This is a genomic window from Polynucleobacter sp. HIN8, from assembly GCF_030297615.1.
Classification (GTDB): Bacteria; Pseudomonadota; Gammaproteobacteria; order Burkholderiales; family Burkholderiaceae; genus Polynucleobacter.
The window spans coordinates 525,703-546,613 of record NZ_AP028139.1 but is presented as its reverse complement, the minus strand read 5'-3'; the positions used below and the strand labels follow the sequence as shown (position 1 = coordinate 546,613).

Genomic DNA, 20,911 nt, shown 5'->3' with positions numbered 1-20,911 from the left:
AATTATCGTCCTGTAATAGAGGGCAAATTAGAACTTGAGGCACTACCAGATGGACTGATAATTGCACTCGAACTACTACCATACATGGATGATGATCCAGTCTGCTCAAACGAGCGTTGATAATTATCAATTGATGCTTTAGCAGCCGGTCCATCCATACCTTGTGTCTCACGTTTTACCTCTTTTGGATTTTCCTTATTCACTGTCTGGGCAGCAATTGCTTCATTAACACTTGAGCCAAATCCTACTTCTGGATACCAACTAGATTGGCAAGCTGTTATTAAAAAATAAGGTAATGGCATTATTAAATAAAACAAAAAAAGCTTAAGATTAAATTTGTTTTTACTCATTCATTTCTCCTAGCGAAACAGGCTCTGTCATAACTGCTTCAGTTGTAATGGGGTTTTGGTCAACTGACTTTTTAATACTAACGTCACCAAGTCTTGGAGTTGGCTTGTCACTAGGTTTAGGTAATGCTGGTGGACTTCCCTCTAACTTACCTTGCAAGAAAAACTCCATTTGTGAAGGTTGAATAAATTTATCCGTTGGTAACGGTGGCTTACTATTAAGCGCTTGTACGATTCGGGGAGTAATAATAATTAATAATTCAGAACGATCGTTCTGAAAAGAGCTACTTCGAAATAAAGCGCCAATAATAGGAATATTTGCCAAGCCTGGAAATGCATTTGTAACTTCTACGACATTGTTTTTAATTAATCCACCAATCGCAAAACTCTGACCATCATTTAGTTGTACTGTCGTGGACGCCTGACGGGTATTAATTGATGGCAAGATGGTCGTTGAGCCATTTGCAGAAACCGTAATTCCATTAGGGTTGACCTCGGACACCTCCGGGGCAACTTTCAAATTTATCTTACCGCCCCGTAAAACAGTTGGGGTAAATTTAACACCTACTCCATACGGCTGTTGTTGCAAGGTAATTACTGCTCCACCACCCGTACTACTACTCTGTGGAATTGGTAAAAATACAATACCACCTGCCAAAAATCTGCCCTCCTGACCGCTGATTGCCATAATGTTTGGCTCGGCTAAGATTTTGACTAATCCAGTTTGAATATTCGCTTGCAAAAATGCACTGACTGAGCCAATCGTCCCTGTCAAATTAGACGTTGCTGTTGCCGAAGCAGCTCCAAGAATCCCCACAGGACTGAAAGAAAAATTGCTTCCATTAACTTGCACACCTAATTTATCTGCAACGGTTTTATCGACTTCTGCAACCTTCACCTCAATTAATACTTGAGGTAAATCATCAGTCGATAGCATGTTTAATACTTTTTTTCCAGTAAATTCTTCGGAAATCTTAATTACTTGTTGAACGCTCAATGCATCAGTCACTCGGCCACTAAGCACCAAAGATTCACCCGCAGAAGAGATACGAAATGATTTCTCAAATGGAAACAAATCAGCAAGTAAGTGTTGAAGAGATTGGGTATCAGAACCAACCGATACATCTAGAACCTGAATTTTTGTACCGTCTTGCCAAATCGAGATATTGGTAGACCCCATTTTTTTGCCAAGAATATAAATTTCGCGATTACTTAATAAGCGGACATCAGCAATAGCAGGATCGGCCACTGAAACACGATTGGCAGTCTCTTTGAGTCGATAAACTGCTGATTTACCTACTGCAATCGGATAATTAATATTCATTTGGGGTGACGCCTCTACAGCAAAGACTTGCTTGGGTAGCCATAGATATGCTAAAAAAAGCACAATTAATATTGTGGGGCGCGTTCTTGTTTTTATGAAATACTGCATCGGATATCCTTGCATCAATTAATTGACTCGCGGGATACCCCACGAATAAGTTCAATGGATGGGGTTTTGATAATTTTTTTATCAGTGTTGATATCACGTACTTGACCAACAATTAAATCCTTTTTTCCAACCCCATTACTTGCAATATTTTTATCGTCATTCTGATGACGTAAAACAAGAGAAAGATTTCCAATGGAGCGCGCTAAATCTAGTGTTTCAGCCTCCAAAGGAGTGACTTCAATTGTTATTGCGCTAACTACTTTGGGCTTACTATCATTGGCTAAGCGATCTTGTGCCACCGCTAAAATCAACAACTTTTGTAGAATAATTTTTGAAACCTCTTGATTACTTTGGTCTTTACTATTTAGAATGACATCTACAAAATTTCCTGGCATTGCAAAACCTGCAACCCCGGCAGCCTCATTGACATTCATCGTAAATGCCCGCTTACCAGGTGCAATTTGTACTGCCATACTACCGCTGGAACTTATCGGCACAAGCATGCGCTCTAAAATAACTTCGCCTTTAGCAATTTCCATTTTAGGAACGCGATGAACTAATTGCTCTGCACTATTAACTGCTCCAACCGGAATACTGTCTTTAGGCCAATTAGTGAGACCCAATTGCTGAGACGTTAATTTTGTACCAGGTTGCAATTGATCGGATGCCACAACCACCTGAACCATAGCAACCGAATCCATTTTCTTTAACCAAATTGCTGCCATCACAACGACAATTAAGCTAATTATTCCAGCGAGTAAGATGGCAATTAAAAATTTGTTTCGACCAATAGTTGTCATTGGCTAATCTCCTTGAATAGCAGTGCGACAGTTCCACTAAAAATAGCAACGGCATATGGCAAATCTCGGTCATGCCAGTGTTTAGCTTCGCCTAGATTACGCTTTTGAATAAATCGAAGTATTCGAATCGACAGAAATATCACTGCTAATACACCTCCAGCAATCGCAATATACAAAGCCGCTGCAATCACACGTTCCATGCCAATAAATAGACCAGAAGCACCAAATAACTTAACGTCACCAGCCCCCATCCAACCAAATACATAAGGAACTAAGAAAAAACTAAATGCTAAGACCCCACCAAGATATGCACTGGTCATACTTACCCCATAGCTTGTAAGCCATGGGGCAGCCATGCCAATACCAGCACCAATTCCAGTCCAATAATTAGGCACCCTTCTGAGAAAAAGATCGAAAATAGCAGCGATGCCTAAAAAAATAAACAAAATGTATGCTGATATAGGAACAATCATTACTAATAGCCTTTACAGTGCATTTGCAATGCTAGTGAAGATATCGGCCAGCTGAGTTTTAATAGTTCCCAATGCGACAATGATTGCAACCGCAGTAGCCGCAGCAATGAGCCCATACTCCACAGCTGTAACTGCATCATCTCCATGCCGAAATGACTGCAAACGTTTTTGAAAAAATTGCATATTCATAGCAATTCCTTATAGAGCGTTTGCAATACTGGTGAAAATGTTTCCGAGCTGGGTTTTAATGGTTCCTAACGCAACGATAATTGCTACTGCAGTCGCTGCTGCAATCAGACCGTATTCAACCGCTGTTACAGCCTCATCGCCACTCTTTAAATCCTCGAGTTTGTTCCTAAATGTCCAATAAATCTGCTTCATTTGATTTCCTTTCATAAATTGATTCATGCGTACTGCAGATTCAATTTAATGAATGAAGCAATTTAAAGTTTGATTATTGTCAAATTTTTAATTCTAATTTGAATGATATAACTCAAGAAATTTAGCATAAGGCATAAAGAGATCACCTCCACTGATGCAACACTCCGGCATTTGAAAAATAAGCTCGTAACTTAAAATTAGGATTAACAGGACCACTGAACCGCTCGCCCAATTAAAAATTGGTATCAATCTATTACCTAATTTCCATCGGCCTAAATCAAAATTTAGAAGCCCAGAGGAATGCGATACAGTAAATAAAAAGAGTAATGTGAGATTAGTGGCGCATGCAATCCAACGTCCGTAGTCAGAGGCAATCATCACCATAGATGACGAAATAATAAATGCACCAATGGTCTGCAATGGTAGCGGTGAATTTTTAAAGTAATTAGACTCAGAATTACCTTGCTCGATTACTTGTTTTTTTTCAATCTGAATGGCAATATATACAAGCACAAAAGCATTGGCAACAGCAAAAAATAGCCAATAGATCCAGGTTCCTGTCATGAAAACCCCATAAATGGTCGACAAATGCTGTTGCAGAGTCCAACCCAACCCTGCCGTTGCATAAGCAGCCGTATATGGTGCAGCTGGAGCCAAAACTAGGCGATCAATAAGTGTGTAGGAGTCCCAAATTCTTTGTGCAATCTGGGGGTCGCCACGATATGCGCTACACAACCCAAATAGAACAGGAATTAAAAGTACATAAAAAAACAGCTGAAGTTTTAAAGGGTAATAAGTTCGATTTGCTTTATGGAGATTAACGAATAACAATACTGTAATGGGATAAGCCATAAATAAATATGCTTCATGCACTAAAGTTAATAAGCCCCCTCCAAGAACGGCAGTGATTCCAAATAGATCTAGGCTGAGTCTCCCTTTTTTTACTCTAAATCGATCATGCATTAGGTAAATTAGGCAAAGGATCCCAAAATGGATCAAAAATAGTATTTCCTTGCGCGGGTAAAAAATTGCCCCAACAGACATGTGCAAAATGCCACCAGGAATTAGCAGGGCAATGATTAATAAACCAATCTGGCGAATGTTAGCGAAATAATAGACAGCTAAAAATATGACGATATATAAATAAAAAAAGGTTAATACCAACGAATTTAGTAAAACAATACTTCCGCGTGCGTCGCTAAAATAGCGCAATATTTCACCCATCAGACCACGCCGTACAAAGCCACCTTGATAATTGATTAGCCACTCAGAAATGGGCCATACATTAAAGCGTTTTGCCTCATAATCGCCGAGCATCCAAAACCCGGCTAAGAAAACAGAAAACTCAAGAATTGCGATTAGAAAAAAAGCTTGCCAATAATTTCTAGTCATTGATTAGAAACATATCGCTGTAGGAATACTGACTTCCAAGATATCGACAAGAAAAACTGCCTCCCGATCGAATACGAATATCATCGATCCACCGTTCATCACCAAAAGCCAAGACACCATCACCAACGTTAAGCACCCCCCAGCGATGATAGGCTGGTCTTTTTTCAATTGCATTAGTCAATTCCGTGCACGCTGGAAACTCAAAAAAAACTTGCTTGGGAGTTTGAATACAGACTTCATACCGACCAAACGCTGCGGGTGAAGCAAATTGAGATACCACCCCATTGTGAAGCTCTAGCATCAGTTTTTGTTGGCCCGCATATTGGTCAAGTACCTCACCTTGTATGTTTTCCAAAATCTGCAAGTTTTGACCATTACATACCCAGTATTGTGGCAAAGCGATATAGTCACATCCACTTACTCCAATAATCAAAAAAATTCCATAAATCATACGAGTGATTCGAAGATTTATTAGCTTATTTTGGAAAGAAAAGATCATTTCAGAACTATCGTCTGAAATCGTTTAATTTATTTGAGATTAATCAAATTAAATTTTCAATCTTCTTATAAGTCTACTTTTATTTGCCAATAAGTTTTGACTTTTCGCAAATTTTTTACTGCGGTTCTTGAGATAGTGAGGCATTAAATTTAATAAAAATATATTGCAAATTACATATGCGCCGTTTAATCCAAAAAATCCGATTCGAGGAAAAGGCTTCAGTGATGGTAATTACTGGATTATTGCTAGCAATTTTGATTGGTTTTTTAGGTTTGGCGGTTGACAGCTCTTATGCTTTTTACGTTCGAACAAAAATGCAAAGTGCTGCGGATTCCGCAGCTCTTGGCGCTGCAGCTGATTTAGCTAATGGTGGCTCCACCAGTAATGCAATCTTAGTAGCAAGGTCGCTGGCTACGAGTAATGGTTTTACTTCAGGAACTGCTGATGCGGTAGTTACACCCTCAATCCCTCCGGGACCAAATCCAAATGGATCAACTCCAAGTTATTTTAATAATTCAAATTATGTACGAGTGCGCATTAATCAAAATATTCCTCTTTTTTTTGCACCTGTTATCGGCGTGGCGTCAAGTTGGCCTGTCCAAGTCAATGCGGTTGCTGGGATTAAAAGTGCGCCAGATTGCTTAGTAACACGGGCTGGATTTCAGATTAATGGCACAAATATTGCCAGCCTTAACAATTGTTCTGCTGCCATTGGTGGCAGCCTTCAAGCGACTAATCAATCTAAAATTACTATTACAGGTAGCGGTACGATTGATGTATACAACAACGGTGCGATTAACTGCCCGTCGTGCTCACCAACACCTACCCCCAAATCCAGCGCATTCCCCTCCCTTCCCAGTTTATCGATCCCCTCAGGCTTGGCGGTAGTAGCCGATTCGACCTGTGCAAACCGTTATTGCCAACCAGGAATCTATAACAGTAAATTAACCTTGAATAAAGGTGCAAGTTACACCTTTGCCTCAGGTTTTTATGTGTTTAATAAGGGTTTAGTTACCAATTCAGCAATTGTTCAAAGTGAAACGAATGGGGTTACGTTTTATGTGGCTAGCAATCAACCCATCGATTTATCCGGTAACCTTACCTTAACAGCCAAAATACCAGCGAATTGCACGCCAGGAAGTGCAATCTTAATTTATCAAGAACCCTCAAGTATTTTCGCGATGAATCTTGCTGGCTCGAATGACCGTTTAAATCTAACTGGCATTGTTAGTCTTCCTTATACCGATATTCGAGTGAGTGGCAGCTCCAGTAACTTATCTCTGAATGGAAGCATTATTGCCAATTCACTTGTACTAAACGGCAATATGAATCCCAGTGCATCTGCCAACGAATGCAATAACTTTGTATCAAATACTCGCGTTGTCTTATTTGAATAAGAGCGATTAACCACCTGTTAGGTACCAGGAAAATTTCATTGAATTTTTTAGCATTCTTTCTAATTTTTATTTCTGGCGTGGTCTACGCTCAGTTTTTTTATGATTGGCCAAAATCATCAGTCAATAGAGAAATTACTATTTTTGAGATCGCTGTATTTGTCCTATTTATAGTAGTTCTCTTCATCATCGGCCTCATCCAAGAGAAATTAAAACAAGATCAATGTCCTTATGACAAGAATAGGTTAACCGATGAAGAGAAAAGTAACAAAGAGTGATACTTAGGACTTATTTGATCTGCAAGCGATAAAGGTATTCTAGTAGAGCAAGCACTCTCACTCGCACATAGGCATCGGGATCATAAGACGATTCCATATAGCGATTTGCAGCCTCTACGCGATATTCCATACCCCATATCGGCATATCACGGGAGCCATGTGCCTTAATGTTGTCACCGGTAATGCTCTGATACAAACGATCCATCGGGAAAATCCCGCCGTTATTTTTTGATAGGGTAGTTAAATTAGGGGGTGATTTTTTAAGTAAATCCGAATAAGGTCCATTTCCCTTGCCATCCATGCCGTGGCAATTGGCACAATTTGAAACATATTCACGCTTACCAAAGTCAACTTTTCCAGATTGCGCGTGCGCAACCGAAACCAAAATCAGTAAACTCGCGGTACCCAATGCCAGTCTTTGATAAATTTTCATAGTAAATCCTCTTCCTAGTCAAAAAGTCACAGGGATACGAAGTCTAATTGACTGGCTCCATGTCATTTGTTTATAGACTTTTTTTGGTAAAAAATTTTGATAAGTATCAAAAAATCATTGAGAAAAAAATTTATAAAGGAAGCGTGATTTGCGATATTGAATTTAGTTTGCGTAGGGGTCGTAGATTAAATTGTCTAGGCGTACGATGGATACTCGCAAGTTACTGCCTCTCTAGCGGGTGTAGTTCAATGGTAGAACAGTGATCTACAAATAGGTTGCTATTGAGGTTCGATTCCTCACACCTTGCTAGCACCATTATCAGAAAAAAGGTGGGTAATGAAAGACGCAAAACATACATTAATTCAATCCTGTTTAATTGGTGGATTATGTCTCGCGAGCTTACACCTCACTTGGATTGTTTTAGTATTTTTGGCTTGGGCACAACCATTGATGGATTTTATTTTCAAGCTGCATATGCTGAACTCCCCATTCCAAATTCAAGCATTTAATTGGGAATATGCATCCAGTCTCATTGCTATTACATTTGCGATTGGAGCACTTTATGGATTGATTTTTCACATTATCCAAAATGCATTTACAAAAATCGATAAAGAATTGCCATAACTTTTTGGTCATTTCGTTATGAACTTATCATTCAAAGTATCCACTAATCAGAAAAAGATTATAAAAATATTCTTGTACCTAATTTTGATTTTCGTACTTACGTTTGCTTTTATATCACTTAGCAATGCTCAAAAACCGTTTGAAATTGATCTCGGAAAACACGAGTTTGAGTCGCGCTGCACCAATTGCCATGGTCGCACTGGCAAAGGAGACGGTTGGCTAGCGGATTTCTTATTAGTCCGCCCGACTGATCTAACCACGCTTGCCAGAAGAAATGGGGGTATCTTGCCAACGGATCGCCTTTATCAGAGTATTTCTGGGGATAGCGTTCCTATTCATGGGCCCAGTGATATGCCGGCTTGGGGAAAAACCTACCGACGGGAAGCCCCCGAAGTTTACTTTGGCGGCCCATACTATCCTGACATTTATGCTCAAGGTCGAATTTTGTTACTAATTGACTATATCAGTCGGATACAAGTGCGCTAATGCGTGTTTAATTAAAATCCGCTTGGATAGGTCTCTGGTGCATCATCAAGATGAAATACCCCTAACTTTTCAAGTGGTGCTACTGCCTGAGTCACGTCGATATGAATGACCGCGTCAAATTGACGGACTAAATTACTGTGAAAATAATGACTAATACGTTCTGAATGCGGTAAATAAATCACGCCGATCGCTCTTTCTAGATAATTACTAGGCATAAGTCGATGCAATTCCTCACGGCCTCGCATGATTAATATGAATTGCTCTAAGCCAGTATCGTGAAAAAGGCTTTCATAGCTATTGGGTAGTGCAGGCTTTACCTGTTTTCGCTCTGCCATACCACCCCACTCCGAAGCGGCTGTTACATAACCACGGTAAGTCGTAAACCCCAACAAATAGACCTGGGCGGGATACTGATCCCGCATCAGTTGACCGACATTAAACTCTCCGCGCTGGCTTTGCTCGGTGGCCATGGCGTCCCCGATGTGCGAGTTATGAGCCCATACAATAATCCGCGCTGGTCTTTGTAATTGATGGCTGAGATATTGATCAACTTCACGAATTGTTTGCGTCATATGGATATCACGTAAATTCCACGATGAAACATCACCTGAATACATCTGCCGATAGTAATTTTCGGCATTTTTGACTAAACGCGAATTTTGGTGAATTGAAAAAAATTCATCCGAAGTTTTATCACCTAAGGAATGTAAGTAGTCTTTATGTTGAATAATCTCTTGAAGTTGGGCAATTACCTCTTCCTCACAACTATTACTCGAGTAGGCATATTTTGTTAAGTATCCATACATTTGGGCATCGCGATTGCAATGATCAAAGCAGCTAAAACGCTCTTTAGCGCTTTGCCACAGAATAGGATCACGCTTTTCTAAATACTCCTGAATCACATCAATCGATTTGAATAAGCTGTATAAATCAAATCCGTAAAAGCGTACTTTTTGGTCCATGTTACGTTGGTGATTATGCTTTTTTAACCACTCAACAAATTCATCAACGACCGTATTTCTCCACATCCAGGTTGGAAAACGCTCAAATCCTATTAAGGCGGATGATGCGCTATCGACTTCGGACTGTTGAGTCACATACTGATTCACCTCATACGAATCTGGCCAATCTCCCTCGATCACAATCGCATCAAAGCCTTTATGCTCAATCAGGCCTTTTGTAATTTCAGCACGTTCTGCATAAAATTCTTCCGTTCCATGAGAGGCCTCGCCAATTAAAACAAATCGACGCTCGCCAATATCCATCAATAACTCTAGAAGATAGGAAGATCCATTCAAAGGAATGGCGTAGTCTCTGATACGCTGTGCGTTAATCATGAGCCAGCCTGAAAAGATCTGGAAATTTCGGGATTGCTTATGGCATACCGTTGATACCAAGATAACGCTAGATTAGCAACCAGAATTAATTTGCCTGGTTCCTCAAATAAATTGGATGCACCACGAATAATTTGAAGCGAACGATAACAGGTCATTTGACTATACGCAATTTTATTAAGGGCAATAACATCCTCATCATTCTGACCAACCACAAACAAGCATGGTGCTCGGACTTGCTTTAAATACTCTGCTCTAGCTAAATCCGGACGACCCCCACGGGATACAATTGCAAAAATCTCGTCTCTAGCCTGCAGCTCTGGATTTCCAGCCAATTGCAAGGTTGCGGCTGCCCCTGTGCTTGCACCAAAAAGACCAATCGGTATCGAACGTGTCGGTTGATAATTTTTTAGCCAAATAAATGCATGCCATAGTCGATTCGTTAATAAATCAATATCAAACCGTGCGGCAGGAGTTTGATCCTCGTTCGGATGTAATAAATCCAAAAGCAGGGTTGCAAAATTTCCCTTATTTAAAACATTGGCTACAAATTGATTGCGACTACTAAAACGACTACTACCGCTTCCGTGGGCAAATAAAATCATGCCATGAGGCTCAGTTGGTAGGGACAATGTGCCATTTAGCGTTAAATCCCCACAGGGAATTTCAACCTCTACCTTGCCAAAATCGTGCGTCATATAACAACGCCATTTCGATTATTTGCTTTGGTTAATTTATTGGCTTGGCGTAAAAGCTCAATGACCTCACCATCCGTTGTCTGACGAAAATCGGAGAACCACATACTGACCGAATAAAAGAAGTCTGGGACGAGTGGCACAATAACTTCATCAGCAAGTTCCTTAACATGATCAATTGCCTCATGCGAAGCAACGGGTACCGCTACGATTATTTTTTTAGGATCAAGCTTCTTAATGCTTGCTACAGCAAGTGCCATGGTGGAGCCCGTTGCCATCCCATCATCAACCAAAACAATAGTTTTGTCTTTTAAGCTTATAAATCTCTGAGTTCCTCGAAGAAGCTTTGCGCGATGCTCAAGTAGTTCTTTTTTACTCTGAATAATTTTTTCCAACTCATTCGGAGTGATGTCTAGACGCTCAACAAGCTCTTTTGAGATTGTTAGGTCACCACCACTGGTTATTGCTCCAATAGCAAGCTCTTGCTGGAGAGGACTGGTAATTTTGCTTACTAAGAATATATCTAAAGGCTTTTCAAGTTGCCTGGCAATTACAAATGCTACTGGCACGCCCCCACGTGGTAGTCCCAATATAACTAAATCATCTCGATTGTGATACTTGAAAAGTTTTTTAGCGAGTATTCGCCCTGCTTCCTCGCGATTTTCAAACCGAAATGGTTGATTCATGATTAGACTCTCTAGATACCAGAGAGTCAATCGTAAGAAATCCTCACTTTATTTTTTTGAGAATTATCAAAATTCGTTAGCTCAATTGAATTAATGTTTCTCTTCTCTAAATGTAATAACTCTTAACCACTTTGAGCGTGAAAATTATGGAACAAATTTATAGGCAAAATATCTTATCCACAAGTTCTGTCATCGATGCGATCTATGCACGTCGTTCCATACGAAGCTTTACCAGTGAAGTTGTAGATGCCGATCTAATCGAAGAATTACTGAAAGCAGCCATTCAGGCGCCCTGTGCAATGCATGAACAACCGTGTGCCTTTGTGGTTATTCAAGATACCCCCATCCTAAAAGAACTCTCCAGAGACATCAAAGAGCATTTCCAAAATCAGGCTAAGAATGGAAATTCCATTGGAGCTCATGCTTTAAAAATTATCAATCAAGATCATTTTGAGGCTTTTTATAACGCCAATACCCTTATTGTGGTTTGTAGTCAATTCTCCAGCAGATTTACAGATGCTGATTGTTGGTTAGCTGCTGAAAATCTCATGTTAGCAGCCCATGCCGAAGGACTGGGTAGTTGTGTGATTGGGTTTGCAGTTGATGCCCTCAACACCAATAAATGGAAATCCCGCCTGGGCATTCCCCAAAACGCTCAAGCAATTGCTCCTATCATCCTAGGTAAACCCACTGGGAATCCACCCTCCGTGTCAAGGAATCCCTTAACTATTTACTCATGGAAGGCTTTGGCGCTCAGTTGAATTAATTGTTGGATATTGATTGAACAGGGACTACACTTTATTAAGTAGGGCGCCCCAGCGCGGCAAAACCCTACTGGTATTGTCAAAAACAGCAGCAGCAAAATCTTTATCCTGAATACCGCGAATTTCTGCCAACACCTGCGCAATCCGAGGTAAAAATGCGGGCTCATTGCGTCGCTCTTGCTCAGAGCGTAACCATGCTGGTGGAATATCCGGTGAATCGGTCTCGGTCACGATGGCATCGATCGGTAGTTCCTGAATAAGCCGGCGAATTTGCAAAGCACGCTCATAGGTCGCCGCACCCCCAAAACCCAATTTGAATCCCAAATCAATAAATTGCTGAGCCTGCTGAAAACTACCATTAAATGCATGGGCAATACCACCGCTGATGGTTCGTTGACGGAGCGCCTTCAAAATCATGTCTTGCGAACGACGGACATGCAAAATGACTGGTAATTGATGTTGCTCGGCCAAATCCAGTTGCGCATGAAAAAAGAATGCTTGTCGATGTGGATCCAACTCAGCCACAAAATAATCGAGACCAATTTCACCAATACCGACAAAGTGAGGGTCATTTTTAGCACTAACGACTGCAGTCTCTAACGTTTTTAAATCACTTTCGCTGGCGCGATCGGTATACAGCGGATGAATACCTAGGGTGTAGACCAAATAGGGAATCTCATGCTTGAACCGATGGGTGATTTCTTGAACGGCTTCAAAATCCTGAGCCCTTACAGCGGGCAATAAGATGCCTGCTACGCCAGCGTGTTTTGCCCGCTTTACGATGCTCTCGATATCACTCAAAAATTCAGGGGCATCGAGGTGGCAATGGGTATCAAGCCACATCAATGCTTATTCCCTAAATGGCTCGAGTATGCCGCGAGTCAGGCGCAAAATACGATCGCAGCGTTTGGCCCGAACTGGATCGTGCGTCACGATCAAAAATCCGGTGCCCTGCTCTTTAGCAATATCAAGCATTAGATCAAATACTCGATCAGCCGTTTCGGTATCTAAGTTACCGGTTGGCTCATCAGCCAATACGCAATCCGGTTTTCCAACCAAAGCACGCGCCACGGCAACGCGTTGACGCTCACCGCCTGATAACTCCCCCGGGATGTGATGAAGACGCTTTCCTAAACCCACTGCGTCCAACAGAATCTGTGCTGGCGCTTCTGCCTCTTCCCGACTCAAACCTCGAATTCGAAGGGGCAAAGCGACATTCTCTAGTGCGCTTAATTCATCAAGCAGATGATGAAACTGGTACACAAACCCTAAGTGTTGATTGCGGATCCGATCGAGCTCCTTTGCGTTCATCCGATTGAGCAATTGACCGGCCAATTCCACCTCACCAGCACTGGCTGTATCCAATCCCCCTAAAAGATGAAGTAAGGTGCTCTTACCAGACCCCGATGATCCGACTATGGCCACCTTCTCGGCTGGGCTTAACTCCAAGTCAACCGATTTAAGGACTTCAACCGCATTGACACCTGCGCCATAGGTTTTTGCCAGATGAGAGGCCTTGAGAACGGGTTTACTCATAGCGCAAGGCCTCAGCTGGTTTGACTTGCGCCGCTCTGCGGCTTGGGTAAATTGTTGCAAGAATCGAAAGGACAAATGCCATGATGCCCACCTTCAATACGTCGTCAAGACGCACATCCGATGGCAGCTGGCTAATGAAATAAATGTCCCTCGGTAAGAACTGCACCCGAAAGAGGGTCTCGATAAACGGGACGATCACATCAATATTGAGAGCAATGAGTAATCCAAACCCCACCCCAAGCAGTGAGCCCAATAGGCCGATTGCCAAACCTTGCACTAAAAATATGCGTTGTACTAATCCAGCGCTTGCGCCCATAGTTCGCAAAATCGCAATGTCCGCCTGCTTGTCCGTCACCGTCATGACTAAGGTCGAAACTAAGTTAAATGCTGCCACTGCAATAATCAAGGTCAAGATGATGAACATCATTTTTTTCTCGGTTTGGACTGCAGCAAACCAATTGCGATTTGAGCGTGACCAATCGCTAACCCAGAGCGCTTGCGGTACGACTTGCGCTAAGCGCACCGCAATTTCTGGGGCCTTTTGCATGTCATCGACCTTAACGCGTAAACCGGTCGGGTCGGTCATTCGCAATAAGGCAGCGGCATCTTTCCAGTGCATGACCGCTAAGGTACTGTCGTATTCATAATGGCCACTATCGACCATACCAACCACCTGAAGAGCCCTCATTCGGGGCATCATTCCAGCAGGGGTTAGGTCACCTTCTGGAACCAATAGGTTGACACGATCACCAACCCGAATACCCAGTGTTCCCGCTAACTGCGTTCCAAGTACGACCCCAAATTGTCCAGGCTTCAAATCACTGATTGAGCCCACGATTAATTGTTTGGGCAAATCCGATACGCGACCCTCTAAGGCTGGATCAACCCCCCGTAGAACAACCCCGCGCATCGATTCAGCTCGAGAGAGAAGACCTTGTGAGCTCACCATTGGGGCAACCCCGAGAACATGCGCTTGCTTTGCAAGCGTTTCGGCGATTGGCTCCCAGTCCGATAAGCCATTGGGTGAGGTAATTTCAATGTGCGAGAGAACCGAAAGCATGCGGTCTCGCACCTCCTTCTGAAACCCATTCATGACGGACAGCACCACAATGAGAGCCGCAACCCCTAGTGCGATCCCAGCCATGGAGATCCCAGAGATAAACGAAAGAAATCCATCGCGTTGACCAACCGCCTTCCTACGCCGCGAGCGCGTGTACTTAAGTCCTATCTCCAGTTCAATCGGAATCTTCCACATTGTCACAGTTTAAGCAATTGGCGCTACGTACTGAGCAAGTTGAGTAATTGCCACCTAAAATTAGGGTCATGACTCGACAAATTAGCATTCTTCTATCCGGCGAGGATCAGTTCGACCACGCGCTTGAGCGTGCGCCCAAAGCCTTACCGCATGAGCGCTATCTGATTGGCGATTCATTTGCTCTTGGTAGCGCCTTGCATCAAAATCCCAATGATCAAGTTCAGCTATGCATTGAACCGGTTCATCTGCATGCGACCCGCGATCATCTCGTCTTACTGCCATTATCGGAGCTGGCCATACCCCAAAATGAAGTCACCGTCTTGATGGAGGAGGCAAACACCATCTTCAATGAAGAGGGAATGACCCCGATTTCAAACAATGGCCATGCTTGGGTTTATGCAGCCAGTGATTATGCGTCGCTGTACACCCACAGTGTGGCGCAAGCCAAAGGACGAAACATCGATTGGTGGCTCCCTAAAGATACTGTGGTGCCAGGATTGGCTAAACGGTGGCGCAAGATTCAAAATGAGATCCAAATGCGCTGGCATATTCACCCGATGAATGAGGCACGCGAGGCCCAAGGATTACCTCGGATTAATTCGGTATGGATCTATGGAATTGGTAAAGCAACCGATATTACTTATTCGCCTGAATTAACCAATGCAAGTCAAATTATTAGTGATCATCCCTGGATGACATCAATTGCTGCACAGCGTGGCATCCCCCTTTTGAACTCCGAGTCTCTTCAGTGGGAACAGCAGCCAAACAATACCTTGGTGTGGTTAGAGGGCATGCATAAAGAATGGCCTCGCTTGATGCAAGCCATGCTGGAGTCTGACCTTGAAATTACGGTCATTGATTTTCCCGGGAGCATTCGCAAACGAACGCTTCGAGCCAAAGACTATCAAAGCTCGGCATGGAAGTTTTGGCATAAAAAGCAACCACCTAGCTGGGAAGAGTTAAAGGCATGAGTGTTTTTAGCCAACGCGCCTACCCCGATGACGTTGTTGAACATTTAGAAGCGCATGGTTTAGATCCGCTCTTTGCTCGCTTGTATGCAGCCCGAGGGATTCAAGACCATTCCGAGTTAAATCTAGAGGCAAAGCAGTTACTGCCACCCGCTTCGCTAAAAGAATGTGAGACGGCGGCGCGATTATTAGCGGATGCGATTGCCTCAAAACGACCCTTGGTAATCGTCGCCGATTACGACTGTGATGGTGCAACGGCTTGCGCGCTTGGTATGCGAGGATTACGCATGCTAGGGGCTTCAGAGGAGCAATTGGGCTACTTGGTTCCCAATCGTTTCACCATGGGCTATGGCCTAACCCCTGAAGTGGTTGATATGGCACTTGAACTCAATCCAAGACCATCGCTCTTAATTACGGTTGATAACGGAATTGCGAGCCACCAAGGAATTGACTACGCCAAGACGCATGGCATTGATGTTCTGGTCACTGATCACCACCTACCGAGCGATCAACTTCCAAATGCACTCGCCATTGTGAACCCCAACCAACCCGGGTGTGGATTTGCAAGCAAGGCACTTGCTGGGGTTGGGGTGATGTTCTACGTGTTAATTGCCTTACGAGCCCTCTTACGCGAACGTGGTGTCTTCACAAATGCAACGCAACCAAAACTCGAGCAGCTCTTTAGTTTGGTGGCACTTGGCACAGTGGCCGACGTTGCCCAACTCGATCGCAATAACCGTATTCTGGTGTCACACGGTCTTAGAAAAATACGTCAGGGTCAAGCTCCTGCAGGATTATTGGCTTTATTTGAGGTGGCCTCAAGAGACCCAAGAACCGCTAGCCCCTTTGATCTGGGATTTGCCATTGGGCCTCGCTTAAATGCAGCAGGACGCTTAGCCGATATGAGCTTAGGGATTCAGCTGCTCCTGTGTGACGATAAAACTCGGGCGATGTCTCTTGCGCAGGAGCTTGACCGCATTAATCGAGAGCGGCGCGTGATTGAGTCTGGGATGCAAGAATCTGCGCTTGCGAGCCTAGCTCATTTATCAATGAATGAGCAAGCTGCACTTTGCTTATGGCATCCCGATTGGCATCAAGGTGTGGTGGGCATTGTTGCTTCGCGACTTAAAGAGCGCTTTAATCGCCCAACCATCGTTTTTGCGCCTGCCGACGATGAATCCGGTACCCCATTGCTTCGCGGCTCCGGTCGATCGATTCAGGGTTTTCATTTGCGCGATGCCCTTGATTTAGTCTCCAAAAAATATCCTGGTTTGATATTGAAGTTTGGTGGTCATGCCATGGCGGCAGGACTCACCATTCGCCAATCTGACTTTGATGACTTTGAGCATCACTTTTGCGAAATCAGCACAAGCCTACTCGATGATGAGATTTTGCAACGGCGCTGTGTCCATGATGGCTCTTTAAGCCCCGATCAGTTCACCGTTGAAATCGCTGATCGCTTGATGCAGGAAATCTGGGGACAAGGTTTTCCACAACCGCTTTTCTATGGTGAATTCGAGGTACTCCAGCAATCGCTCATGAAGGATAAGCATTTACGCCTTCAACTTCGCCCTCTATTGAAGAACGAAAACCTCGCTCCCGTCCTTACTGGAGTTTGGTTTAATCGCACCCAAACACTACCGCAACACGCGTTTTTAGCATTTCGGCTAGTGAGTGATCGTTTTCGTGAAGAGGCTCGTATTCAACTGATCATTGAAGCTGCTAACGACTCACTCCCATAGCCGCTTACCCGTATAATTCGCTCATGGAAGCCGAACAACTCAATCAAATTACCAACGCCTTCAAAGATCTCCTCGCTCGCGAGCATGCCCTTCGGGGGTATCTTTGACTTTGATACGAAGTCAAACCGTCTAATTGAAGTCAATCGTATTTTGGAAGATCCCAAAATCTGGGATGATCCTAAACAAGCTCAAGCCTTTGGCAAAGAAAAAAAATTACTCGAAGGCGTCGTTAACACCCTAACTGATTTGCAACAAAATATTATTAGCAGTATGGAGCTGATGGACCTGGCTCGGGCTGAGAATGATTTAGATACCTTGTTATCGCTTGAGGCTGATGCTGCCTCGTATGAAACGATTATTGCCGATCTCGAGTTTAGGCGAATGTTTCATAATGAAATGGATCCCTGCAACTGCTTTATTGATATTCAGGCTGGGGCTGGTGGCACCGAAGCATGCGACTGGGCCAGCATGCTGTATCGCCAATACCTCAAATACTGCGAGCGCAAAGGCTATAAAACGGAGATTTTGGAAGAGTCGGATGGCGATGTTGCCGGTATTAAAAGCGCCACGATCAAGGTCGATGGGGAATATGCCTATGGTCACCTCCGTTCCGAAACCGGGGTTCATCGCTTAGTTCGTAAATCACCATTTGACTCATCCGGTGGTCGCCATACTTCATTTGCCAGTATTTATGTCTATCCCGAAATTGATGACTCCATTGAGATTGAGGTCAATCCCGCCGATATTCGCACCGACACGTATCGCGCATCGGGTGCTGGTGGTCAACATATTAATAAGACTGACTCTGCGGTTCGTCTTACGCATATTCCAACAGGCATTGTGGTGCAATGCCAAAACGATCGAAGCCAGCATCGCAACCGGGCTGAAGCAATGAGCATGCTCAAGTCGCGCTTATACGAACATGAGATGCGTAAACGCCGAGCCGAGCAAGACAAGTTAGAGGCCAGCAAAACCGATGTGGGCTGGGGGCACCAAATCCGCTCTTACGTACTTGACCAAAGTCGCATTAAAGATTTACGAACCAATGTTGAGATCTCCAATACACAGAAAGTCCTAGATGGTGATCTTGACGCTTTCATTGAGGCTAGCCTAAAACAGGGCGTGTAAGATTCTGCTATGAGTAACTTAGACCAACAAGACCCATCGATTCCAGCACAAGATGAAAATCACATCATTGCCGAGCGGCGTGAGAAGTTAGCAAAGCTGCGCCAAGCAGGAATTGCATACCCCAATGATTTTGTACCCACTCACTTAGCAGCCGATCTTCATCAGCATTACGACTCATTTAATAAAGAAGAATTAGCAAATAAACGTATTCATGTCAAAGTTGCCGGTCGGATGGTGCTCAAGCGCGTGATGGGCAAGGCCAGCTTTGCAACCATTCAAGATCGCAGCGGTCAAATTCAGTTTTATATTAACGATGATCTCACTGGCAGTGATATTCATGGGGCATTTAAACATTGGGATCTTGGCGACATTATTGCAGCCGAAGGGTACGTATTTAAAACCAATAAAGGTGAACTTTCGATTGAATGTTCGATATTAAGGCTCTTAAGTAAGTCCTTGCGCCCGCTTCCCGATAAATTCCATGGGCTTGCCGATCAAGAATTGAAGTATCGGCAACGGTATGTCGATTTGATTGTCAATCCAGATAGTCGAAATACCTTCTTAGCACGCAGCAAGGTGATCACATCGCTACGTCGTCACATGACCGAAGCACAGTTTATGGAAGTTGAAACGCCGATGCTCCACCCGATCCCTGGTGGTGCTGCCGCGAAACCATTTATGACTCACCATAATGCACTCGATATGCAAATGTTTTTGCGTATCGCTCCGGAGTTATATCTAAAGCGCCTGATCGTAGGCGGCTTTGAACGCGTTTTTGAGATTAATCGCAATTTCCGTAATGAAGGGGTGAGCCCTCGCCATAATCCTGAGTTCACGATGATGGAGTTTTATGCAGCCTATACGGATTATCGGTGGCTCATGGATTTCACAGAAAACCTCATTCGTAGCGCAGCCATCGATGCCCAAGGAACCGCGACCCTCACGCACCAAGGTCGGCCTCTCGATCTGGCCAAACCCTTTGATCGCTTGACGATTACTGAAGCCATCTTAAAGTACAGCCCGCTCTCAAAGAAATCCTATACCGCGACTCAGCTAGAGGATCCTGAATTTATTCGAGGTGAACTAAAAAAAGGTGGCGAGGATCTCAATGCCCCTGCGATAAAAAATGCTGGCTTAGGTGCCCTGCAGCTCGCCTTATTTGAACTGGTGGCTGAGGAGCATCTTTGGGATCCAACCTACATTATTGATTACCCCATTGAAGTAAGCCCATTAGCACGCGAATCCGATTCCCGCAAAGGGGTGACTGAGCGCTTTGAGCTTTTTATTACCGGTCGTGAAATTGCCAATGGCTTTTCAGAACTCAATGACGCCGAAGATCAGGCTGAACGTTTTCGCAAGCAAGTAGTGCAAAAAGATGCTGGTGACGAAGAGGCGATGTATTTTGACCACGACTTCATTCGGGCGCTTGAATATGGCATGCCTCCGACTGGTGGTTGCGGTATTGGTATCGATCGATTAGTGATGCTACTCACCGATGTGCCGAATATTCGTGATGTGATTTTATTTCCCCATTTGCGCCGGGAAGACGAATAAAGTTACCGCTCTTTAAGGCGGGTGCTTTTAGCAACCCGCTCATAAAAGCCGTCTGGCTTATTTTTGACCCACTCAATAAAGCGTTGCATCTGCGGATGCTCACGAATTGCATCGGCAGAGTTCAAGCGCCTAGCCAATTCTGTCTCGGTAAATAGAGCATGAATCTGACGATGGCAAATGCGATGCAGATACTGCGTTTCTTTACCACCTTTTGAGCGCGGAATGAGATGATGCGCATCCATTTGAGCAGGAGGAATCTCACGCTCACAAATCGGACAAATAATCGGATTGGGGGTGACTGATACCGCTTCGATTGAATCAATTTGCTTTTGGCGAATTCGACCCAACATAGAATTGAGAACTAATGATTTTCTTTGGCGTGATTAATCGAATACTTGGGGATTTCAATAACCAAATCCGTTTTAGCCACGATGGCTTGGCACGACAGACGGGACTGGGGCGACAGACCCCAGGCGCGATCGAGCATATCTTCTTCATTTTCATCGGGCTCATTGAGACTCCCAAAGCCTTCACGCACGATCACATGACAGGTGGTACAAGCGCATACCATATCGCAGGCATGTTCAATTTCAATATCATTGGCGAGTAAGGTCTCGCAAATGCTGGTTCCTGGCTCAACCTCGATCACTGCACCATCGGGGCAGTACTCAGAATGGGGTAACACTACGATTTGGGTCATTCCATCAATC

25 protein-coding genes and 1 tRNA gene are annotated in these 20,911 nt (G+C 43.8%); 9 read left to right on the top strand and 17 right to left on the bottom strand.

Going from position 1 to position 20,911, the window contains the following annotated elements; genetic code table 11:
- Positions 1–2 precede the first annotated feature (2 nt).
- The 8 genes from QUE65_RS02905 to QUE65_RS02870 all read right to left on the bottom strand — a co-directional run bounded on the left by QUE65_RS02905 (position 3) and on the right by QUE65_RS02870 (position 5,276).
- Positions 3–350: a hypothetical protein gene (locus QUE65_RS02905; RefSeq protein ID WP_286281768.1), complete on the bottom strand. Its 348-nt coding sequence runs from the start codon at positions 348–350 to the stop codon at positions 3–5.
- The gene (locus QUE65_RS02900) at positions 343–1,779 is read right to left on the bottom strand and encodes a type II and III secretion system protein family protein (RefSeq protein WP_286281767.1); all 1,437 of its coding nucleotides are present in this window, start codon (positions 1,777–1,779) and stop codon (positions 343–345) included. The genes QUE65_RS02905 and QUE65_RS02900 overlap by 8 nt, the downstream gene beginning before the upstream one ends.
- 14 nt (positions 1,780–1,793) lie before the next feature.
- Positions 1,794–2,579 carry a Flp pilus assembly protein CpaB gene (gene cpaB, locus QUE65_RS02895; protein WP_286281766.1) on the bottom strand — a complete coding sequence of 262 codons (786 nt, stop codon included), beginning with the start codon at positions 2,577–2,579 and terminating at the stop codon, positions 1,794–1,796.
- Positions 2,576–3,052, bottom strand: coding sequence for an A24 family peptidase (locus tag QUE65_RS02890; protein ID WP_286281762.1), 477 nt, complete (start codon positions 3,050–3,052; stop codon positions 2,576–2,578). Before QUE65_RS02890 ends, cpaB begins: the two co-directional genes overlap by 4 nt.
- 12 nt (positions 3,053–3,064) lie before the next feature.
- A complete protein-coding gene (locus QUE65_RS02885; protein WP_458574765.1) occupies positions 3,065–3,241 on the bottom strand; it encodes a Flp family type IVb pilin in 177 nt (58 codons plus the stop codon).
- Between the two features lie 9 nt (positions 3,242–3,250).
- Positions 3,251–3,460 carry a Flp family type IVb pilin gene (locus tag QUE65_RS02880; RefSeq protein ID WP_353506670.1) on the bottom strand — a complete coding sequence of 70 codons (210 nt, stop codon included), beginning with the start codon at positions 3,458–3,460 and terminating at the stop codon, positions 3,251–3,253.
- 66 nt (positions 3,461–3,526) lie between these two features.
- Positions 3,527–4,825: a hypothetical protein gene (locus QUE65_RS02875; RefSeq protein ID WP_286281760.1), complete on the bottom strand. Its 1,299-nt coding sequence runs from the start codon at positions 4,823–4,825 to the stop codon at positions 3,527–3,529.
- Positions 4,818–5,276, bottom strand: coding sequence for a hypothetical protein (locus tag QUE65_RS02870; RefSeq protein ID WP_286281758.1), 459 nt, complete (start codon positions 5,274–5,276; stop codon positions 4,818–4,820). Before QUE65_RS02870 ends, QUE65_RS02875 begins: the two co-directional genes overlap by 8 nt.
- A 224-nt stretch (positions 5,277–5,500) precedes the next feature.
- Between QUE65_RS02870 and QUE65_RS02865 the strand changes: the two genes are divergently transcribed.
- The gene (locus tag QUE65_RS02865) at positions 5,501–6,721 is read left to right on the top strand and encodes a pilus assembly protein TadG-related protein (RefSeq protein WP_286281757.1); all 1,221 of its coding nucleotides are present in this window, start codon (positions 5,501–5,503) and stop codon (positions 6,719–6,721) included.
- A gap of 285 nt (positions 6,722–7,006) precedes the next feature.
- Here QUE65_RS02865 and QUE65_RS02860 read toward each other — a convergent pair whose 3' ends face one another.
- The gene (locus QUE65_RS02860; RefSeq protein ID WP_286281755.1) at positions 7,007–7,429 is read right to left on the bottom strand and encodes a c-type cytochrome; all 423 of its coding nucleotides are present in this window, start codon (positions 7,427–7,429) and stop codon (positions 7,007–7,009) included.
- 234 nt (positions 7,430–7,663) lie between these two features.
- Between QUE65_RS02860 and QUE65_RS02855 the strand changes: the two genes are divergently transcribed.
- The 3 genes from QUE65_RS02855 (at position 7,664) to QUE65_RS02845 (ending at position 8,539) form a co-directional block, all read left to right on the top strand.
- Positions 7,664–7,737 (top strand) — tRNA-OTHER (locus QUE65_RS02855).
- Positions 7,733–8,053 (top strand): hypothetical protein, encoded by a 321-nt coding sequence (locus QUE65_RS02850; RefSeq protein WP_286281754.1) that lies wholly within the window; start codon positions 7,733–7,735, stop codon positions 8,051–8,053. The genes QUE65_RS02855 and QUE65_RS02850 overlap by 5 nt, the downstream gene beginning before the upstream one ends.
- Before the next feature lie 72 nt (positions 8,054–8,125).
- On the top strand, positions 8,126–8,539 hold the full coding sequence (locus tag QUE65_RS02845; RefSeq protein WP_286281753.1) for a c-type cytochrome: 414 nt from the start codon (positions 8,126–8,128) through the stop codon (positions 8,537–8,539).
- Between the two features lie 11 nt (positions 8,540–8,550).
- Here the strand turns inward: QUE65_RS02845 and QUE65_RS02840 are convergent, their stop codons facing one another.
- Genes QUE65_RS02840 through QUE65_RS02830 form a run of 3 tightly spaced genes read right to left on the bottom strand, consistent with a single transcriptional unit; the run spans position 8,551 to position 11,254 of the window.
- On the bottom strand, positions 8,551–9,876 hold the full coding sequence (locus QUE65_RS02840) for an erythromycin esterase family protein (protein WP_286281751.1): 1,326 nt from the start codon (positions 9,874–9,876) through the stop codon (positions 8,551–8,553).
- Entirely contained in the window at positions 9,873–10,571 is a 699-nt protein-coding gene (locus QUE65_RS02835; RefSeq protein ID WP_286281750.1) for a dienelactone hydrolase family protein, read from the bottom strand. The genes QUE65_RS02840 and QUE65_RS02835 overlap by 4 nt, the downstream gene beginning before the upstream one ends.
- Positions 10,568–11,254, bottom strand: a complete 687-nt coding sequence (locus tag QUE65_RS02830) for a phosphoribosyltransferase (protein WP_286281749.1) — start codon at positions 11,252–11,254, stop codon at positions 10,568–10,570. Before QUE65_RS02830 ends, QUE65_RS02835 begins: the two co-directional genes overlap by 4 nt.
- A gap of 146 nt (positions 11,255–11,400) precedes the next feature.
- Here QUE65_RS02830 and QUE65_RS02825 point away from each other — a divergent pair, with 146 nt between their 5' ends.
- The gene (locus QUE65_RS02825) at positions 11,401–12,015 is read left to right on the top strand and encodes a nitroreductase family protein (RefSeq protein ID WP_286281748.1); all 615 of its coding nucleotides are present in this window, start codon (positions 11,401–11,403) and stop codon (positions 12,013–12,015) included.
- A 30-nt stretch (positions 12,016–12,045) separates the two neighbouring features.
- Here the strand turns inward: QUE65_RS02825 and QUE65_RS02820 are convergent, their stop codons facing one another.
- From QUE65_RS02820 to QUE65_RS02810, 3 genes are read right to left on the bottom strand one after another with little or no spacing between them, the layout of a single operon-like run.
- A complete protein-coding gene (locus tag QUE65_RS02820) occupies positions 12,046–12,861 on the bottom strand; it encodes a TatD family hydrolase (RefSeq protein WP_286282408.1) in 816 nt (271 codons plus the stop codon).
- A 6-nt stretch (positions 12,862–12,867) separates the two neighbouring features.
- A complete protein-coding gene (locus tag QUE65_RS02815) occupies positions 12,868–13,554 on the bottom strand; it encodes an ABC transporter ATP-binding protein (RefSeq protein ID WP_286281746.1) in 687 nt (228 codons plus the stop codon).
- The gene (locus tag QUE65_RS02810) at positions 13,547–14,809 is read right to left on the bottom strand and encodes a lipoprotein-releasing ABC transporter permease subunit (RefSeq protein WP_286282406.1); all 1,263 of its coding nucleotides are present in this window, start codon (positions 14,807–14,809) and stop codon (positions 13,547–13,549) included. Before QUE65_RS02810 ends, QUE65_RS02815 begins: the two co-directional genes overlap by 8 nt.
- 68 nt (positions 14,810–14,877) lie before the next feature.
- Between QUE65_RS02810 and QUE65_RS02805 the strand changes: the two genes are divergently transcribed.
- The 4 genes from QUE65_RS02805 (at position 14,878) to lysS (ending at position 20,201) form a co-directional block, all read left to right on the top strand.
- Complete coding sequence (locus tag QUE65_RS02805; protein WP_286281744.1) at positions 14,878–15,780, top strand: hypothetical protein; 903 nt, start codon at positions 14,878–14,880, stop codon at positions 15,778–15,780.
- Positions 15,777–17,519 carry a single-stranded-DNA-specific exonuclease RecJ gene (gene recJ, locus QUE65_RS02800; protein ID WP_286281742.1) on the top strand — a complete coding sequence of 581 codons (1,743 nt, stop codon included), beginning with the start codon at positions 15,777–15,779 and terminating at the stop codon, positions 17,517–17,519. Before QUE65_RS02805 ends, recJ begins: the two co-directional genes overlap by 4 nt.
- A 23-nt stretch (positions 17,520–17,542) precedes the next feature.
- A protein-coding gene (prfB, locus tag QUE65_RS02795) for a peptide chain release factor 2 (RefSeq protein ID WP_286281739.1) occupies positions 17,543–18,647 on the top strand; the annotation gives its coding sequence in 2 pieces (ribosomal slippage) (positions 17,543–17,614 and positions 17,616–18,647; 1,104 coding nt in all).
- Positions 18,648–18,656: 9 nt separating this feature from the next.
- Positions 18,657–20,201 (top strand): lysine--tRNA ligase, encoded by a 1,545-nt coding sequence (lysS, locus tag QUE65_RS02790; protein ID WP_286281738.1) that lies wholly within the window; start codon positions 18,657–18,659, stop codon positions 20,199–20,201.
- A 2-nt stretch (positions 20,202–20,203) separates the two neighbouring features.
- Here the strand turns inward: lysS and QUE65_RS02785 are convergent, their stop codons facing one another.
- Together QUE65_RS02785 and fdx are read right to left on the bottom strand one after the other, a co-directional pair.
- Complete coding sequence (locus QUE65_RS02785) at positions 20,204–20,551, bottom strand: HNH endonuclease (protein ID WP_215371776.1); 348 nt, start codon at positions 20,549–20,551, stop codon at positions 20,204–20,206.
- 11 nt (positions 20,552–20,562) lie between these two features.
- Positions 20,563–20,901 carry an ISC system 2Fe-2S type ferredoxin gene (gene fdx / locus QUE65_RS02780; RefSeq protein WP_215371775.1) on the bottom strand — a complete coding sequence of 113 codons (339 nt, stop codon included), beginning with the start codon at positions 20,899–20,901 and terminating at the stop codon, positions 20,563–20,565.
- Positions 20,902–20,911: the final 10 nt, after the last annotated feature.

Excerpts from the sequence above, each read along its gene's own strand:
- QUE65_RS02905 (WP_286281768.1), bottom strand. The coding sequence starts at position 350 with ATGAGTAAAAACAAATTTAATCTTAAGCTTTTTTTGTTTTATTTAATA.
- QUE65_RS02900 (WP_286281767.1), bottom strand. The coding sequence starts at position 1,779 with ATGCAGTATTTCATAAAAACAAGAACGCGCCCCACAATATTAATTGTG.
- cpaB (WP_286281766.1), bottom strand. The coding sequence starts at position 2,579 with ATGACAACTATTGGTCGAAACAAATTTTTAATTGCCATCTTACTCGCT.
- QUE65_RS02890 (WP_286281762.1), bottom strand. The coding sequence starts at position 3,052 with ATGATTGTTCCTATATCAGCATACATTTTGTTTATTTTTTTAGGCATC.
- QUE65_RS02885 (WP_458574765.1), bottom strand. The coding sequence starts at position 3,241 with ATGAATATGCAATTTTTTCAAAAACGTTTGCAGTCATTTCGGCATGGA.
- QUE65_RS02880 (WP_353506670.1), bottom strand. The coding sequence starts at position 3,460 with ATGAATCAATTTATGAAAGGAAATCAAATGAAGCAGATTTATTGGACA.
- QUE65_RS02875 (WP_286281760.1), bottom strand. The coding sequence starts at position 4,825 with ATGACTAGAAATTATTGGCAAGCTTTTTTTCTAATCGCAATTCTTGAG.
- QUE65_RS02870 (WP_286281758.1), bottom strand. The coding sequence starts at position 5,276 with ATGATTTATGGAATTTTTTTGATTATTGGAGTAAGTGGATGTGACTAT.
- QUE65_RS02865 (WP_286281757.1), top strand. The coding sequence starts at position 5,501 with ATGCGCCGTTTAATCCAAAAAATCCGATTCGAGGAAAAGGCTTCAGTG.
- QUE65_RS02860 (WP_286281755.1), bottom strand. The coding sequence starts at position 7,429 with ATGAAAATTTATCAAAGACTGGCATTGGGTACCGCGAGTTTACTGATT.
- QUE65_RS02840 (WP_286281751.1), bottom strand. The coding sequence starts at position 9,876 with ATGATTAACGCACAGCGTATCAGAGACTACGCCATTCCTTTGAATGGA.
- QUE65_RS02835 (WP_286281750.1), bottom strand. The coding sequence starts at position 10,571 with ATGACGCACGATTTTGGCAAGGTAGAGGTTGAAATTCCCTGTGGGGAT.
- QUE65_RS02830 (WP_286281749.1), bottom strand. The coding sequence starts at position 11,254 with ATGAATCAACCATTTCGGTTTGAAAATCGCGAGGAAGCAGGGCGAATA.
- QUE65_RS02825 (WP_286281748.1), top strand. The coding sequence starts at position 11,401 with ATGGAACAAATTTATAGGCAAAATATCTTATCCACAAGTTCTGTCATC.
- QUE65_RS02820 (WP_286282408.1), bottom strand. The coding sequence starts at position 12,861 with ATGTGGCTTGATACCCATTGCCACCTCGATGCCCCTGAATTTTTGAGT.
- QUE65_RS02815 (WP_286281746.1), bottom strand. The coding sequence starts at position 13,554 with ATGAGTAAACCCGTTCTCAAGGCCTCTCATCTGGCAAAAACCTATGGC.
- QUE65_RS02810 (WP_286282406.1), bottom strand. The coding sequence starts at position 14,809 with ATGTGGAAGATTCCGATTGAACTGGAGATAGGACTTAAGTACACGCGC.
- QUE65_RS02805 (WP_286281744.1), top strand. The coding sequence starts at position 14,878 with ATGACTCGACAAATTAGCATTCTTCTATCCGGCGAGGATCAGTTCGAC.
- recJ (WP_286281742.1), top strand. The coding sequence starts at position 15,777 with ATGAGTGTTTTTAGCCAACGCGCCTACCCCGATGACGTTGTTGAACAT.
- lysS (WP_286281738.1), top strand. The coding sequence starts at position 18,657 with ATGAGTAACTTAGACCAACAAGACCCATCGATTCCAGCACAAGATGAA.
- QUE65_RS02785 (WP_215371776.1), bottom strand. The coding sequence starts at position 20,551 with ATGTTGGGTCGAATTCGCCAAAAGCAAATTGATTCAATCGAAGCGGTA.
- fdx (WP_215371775.1), bottom strand. The coding sequence starts at position 20,901 with ATGACCCAAATCGTAGTGTTACCCCATTCTGAGTACTGCCCCGATGGT.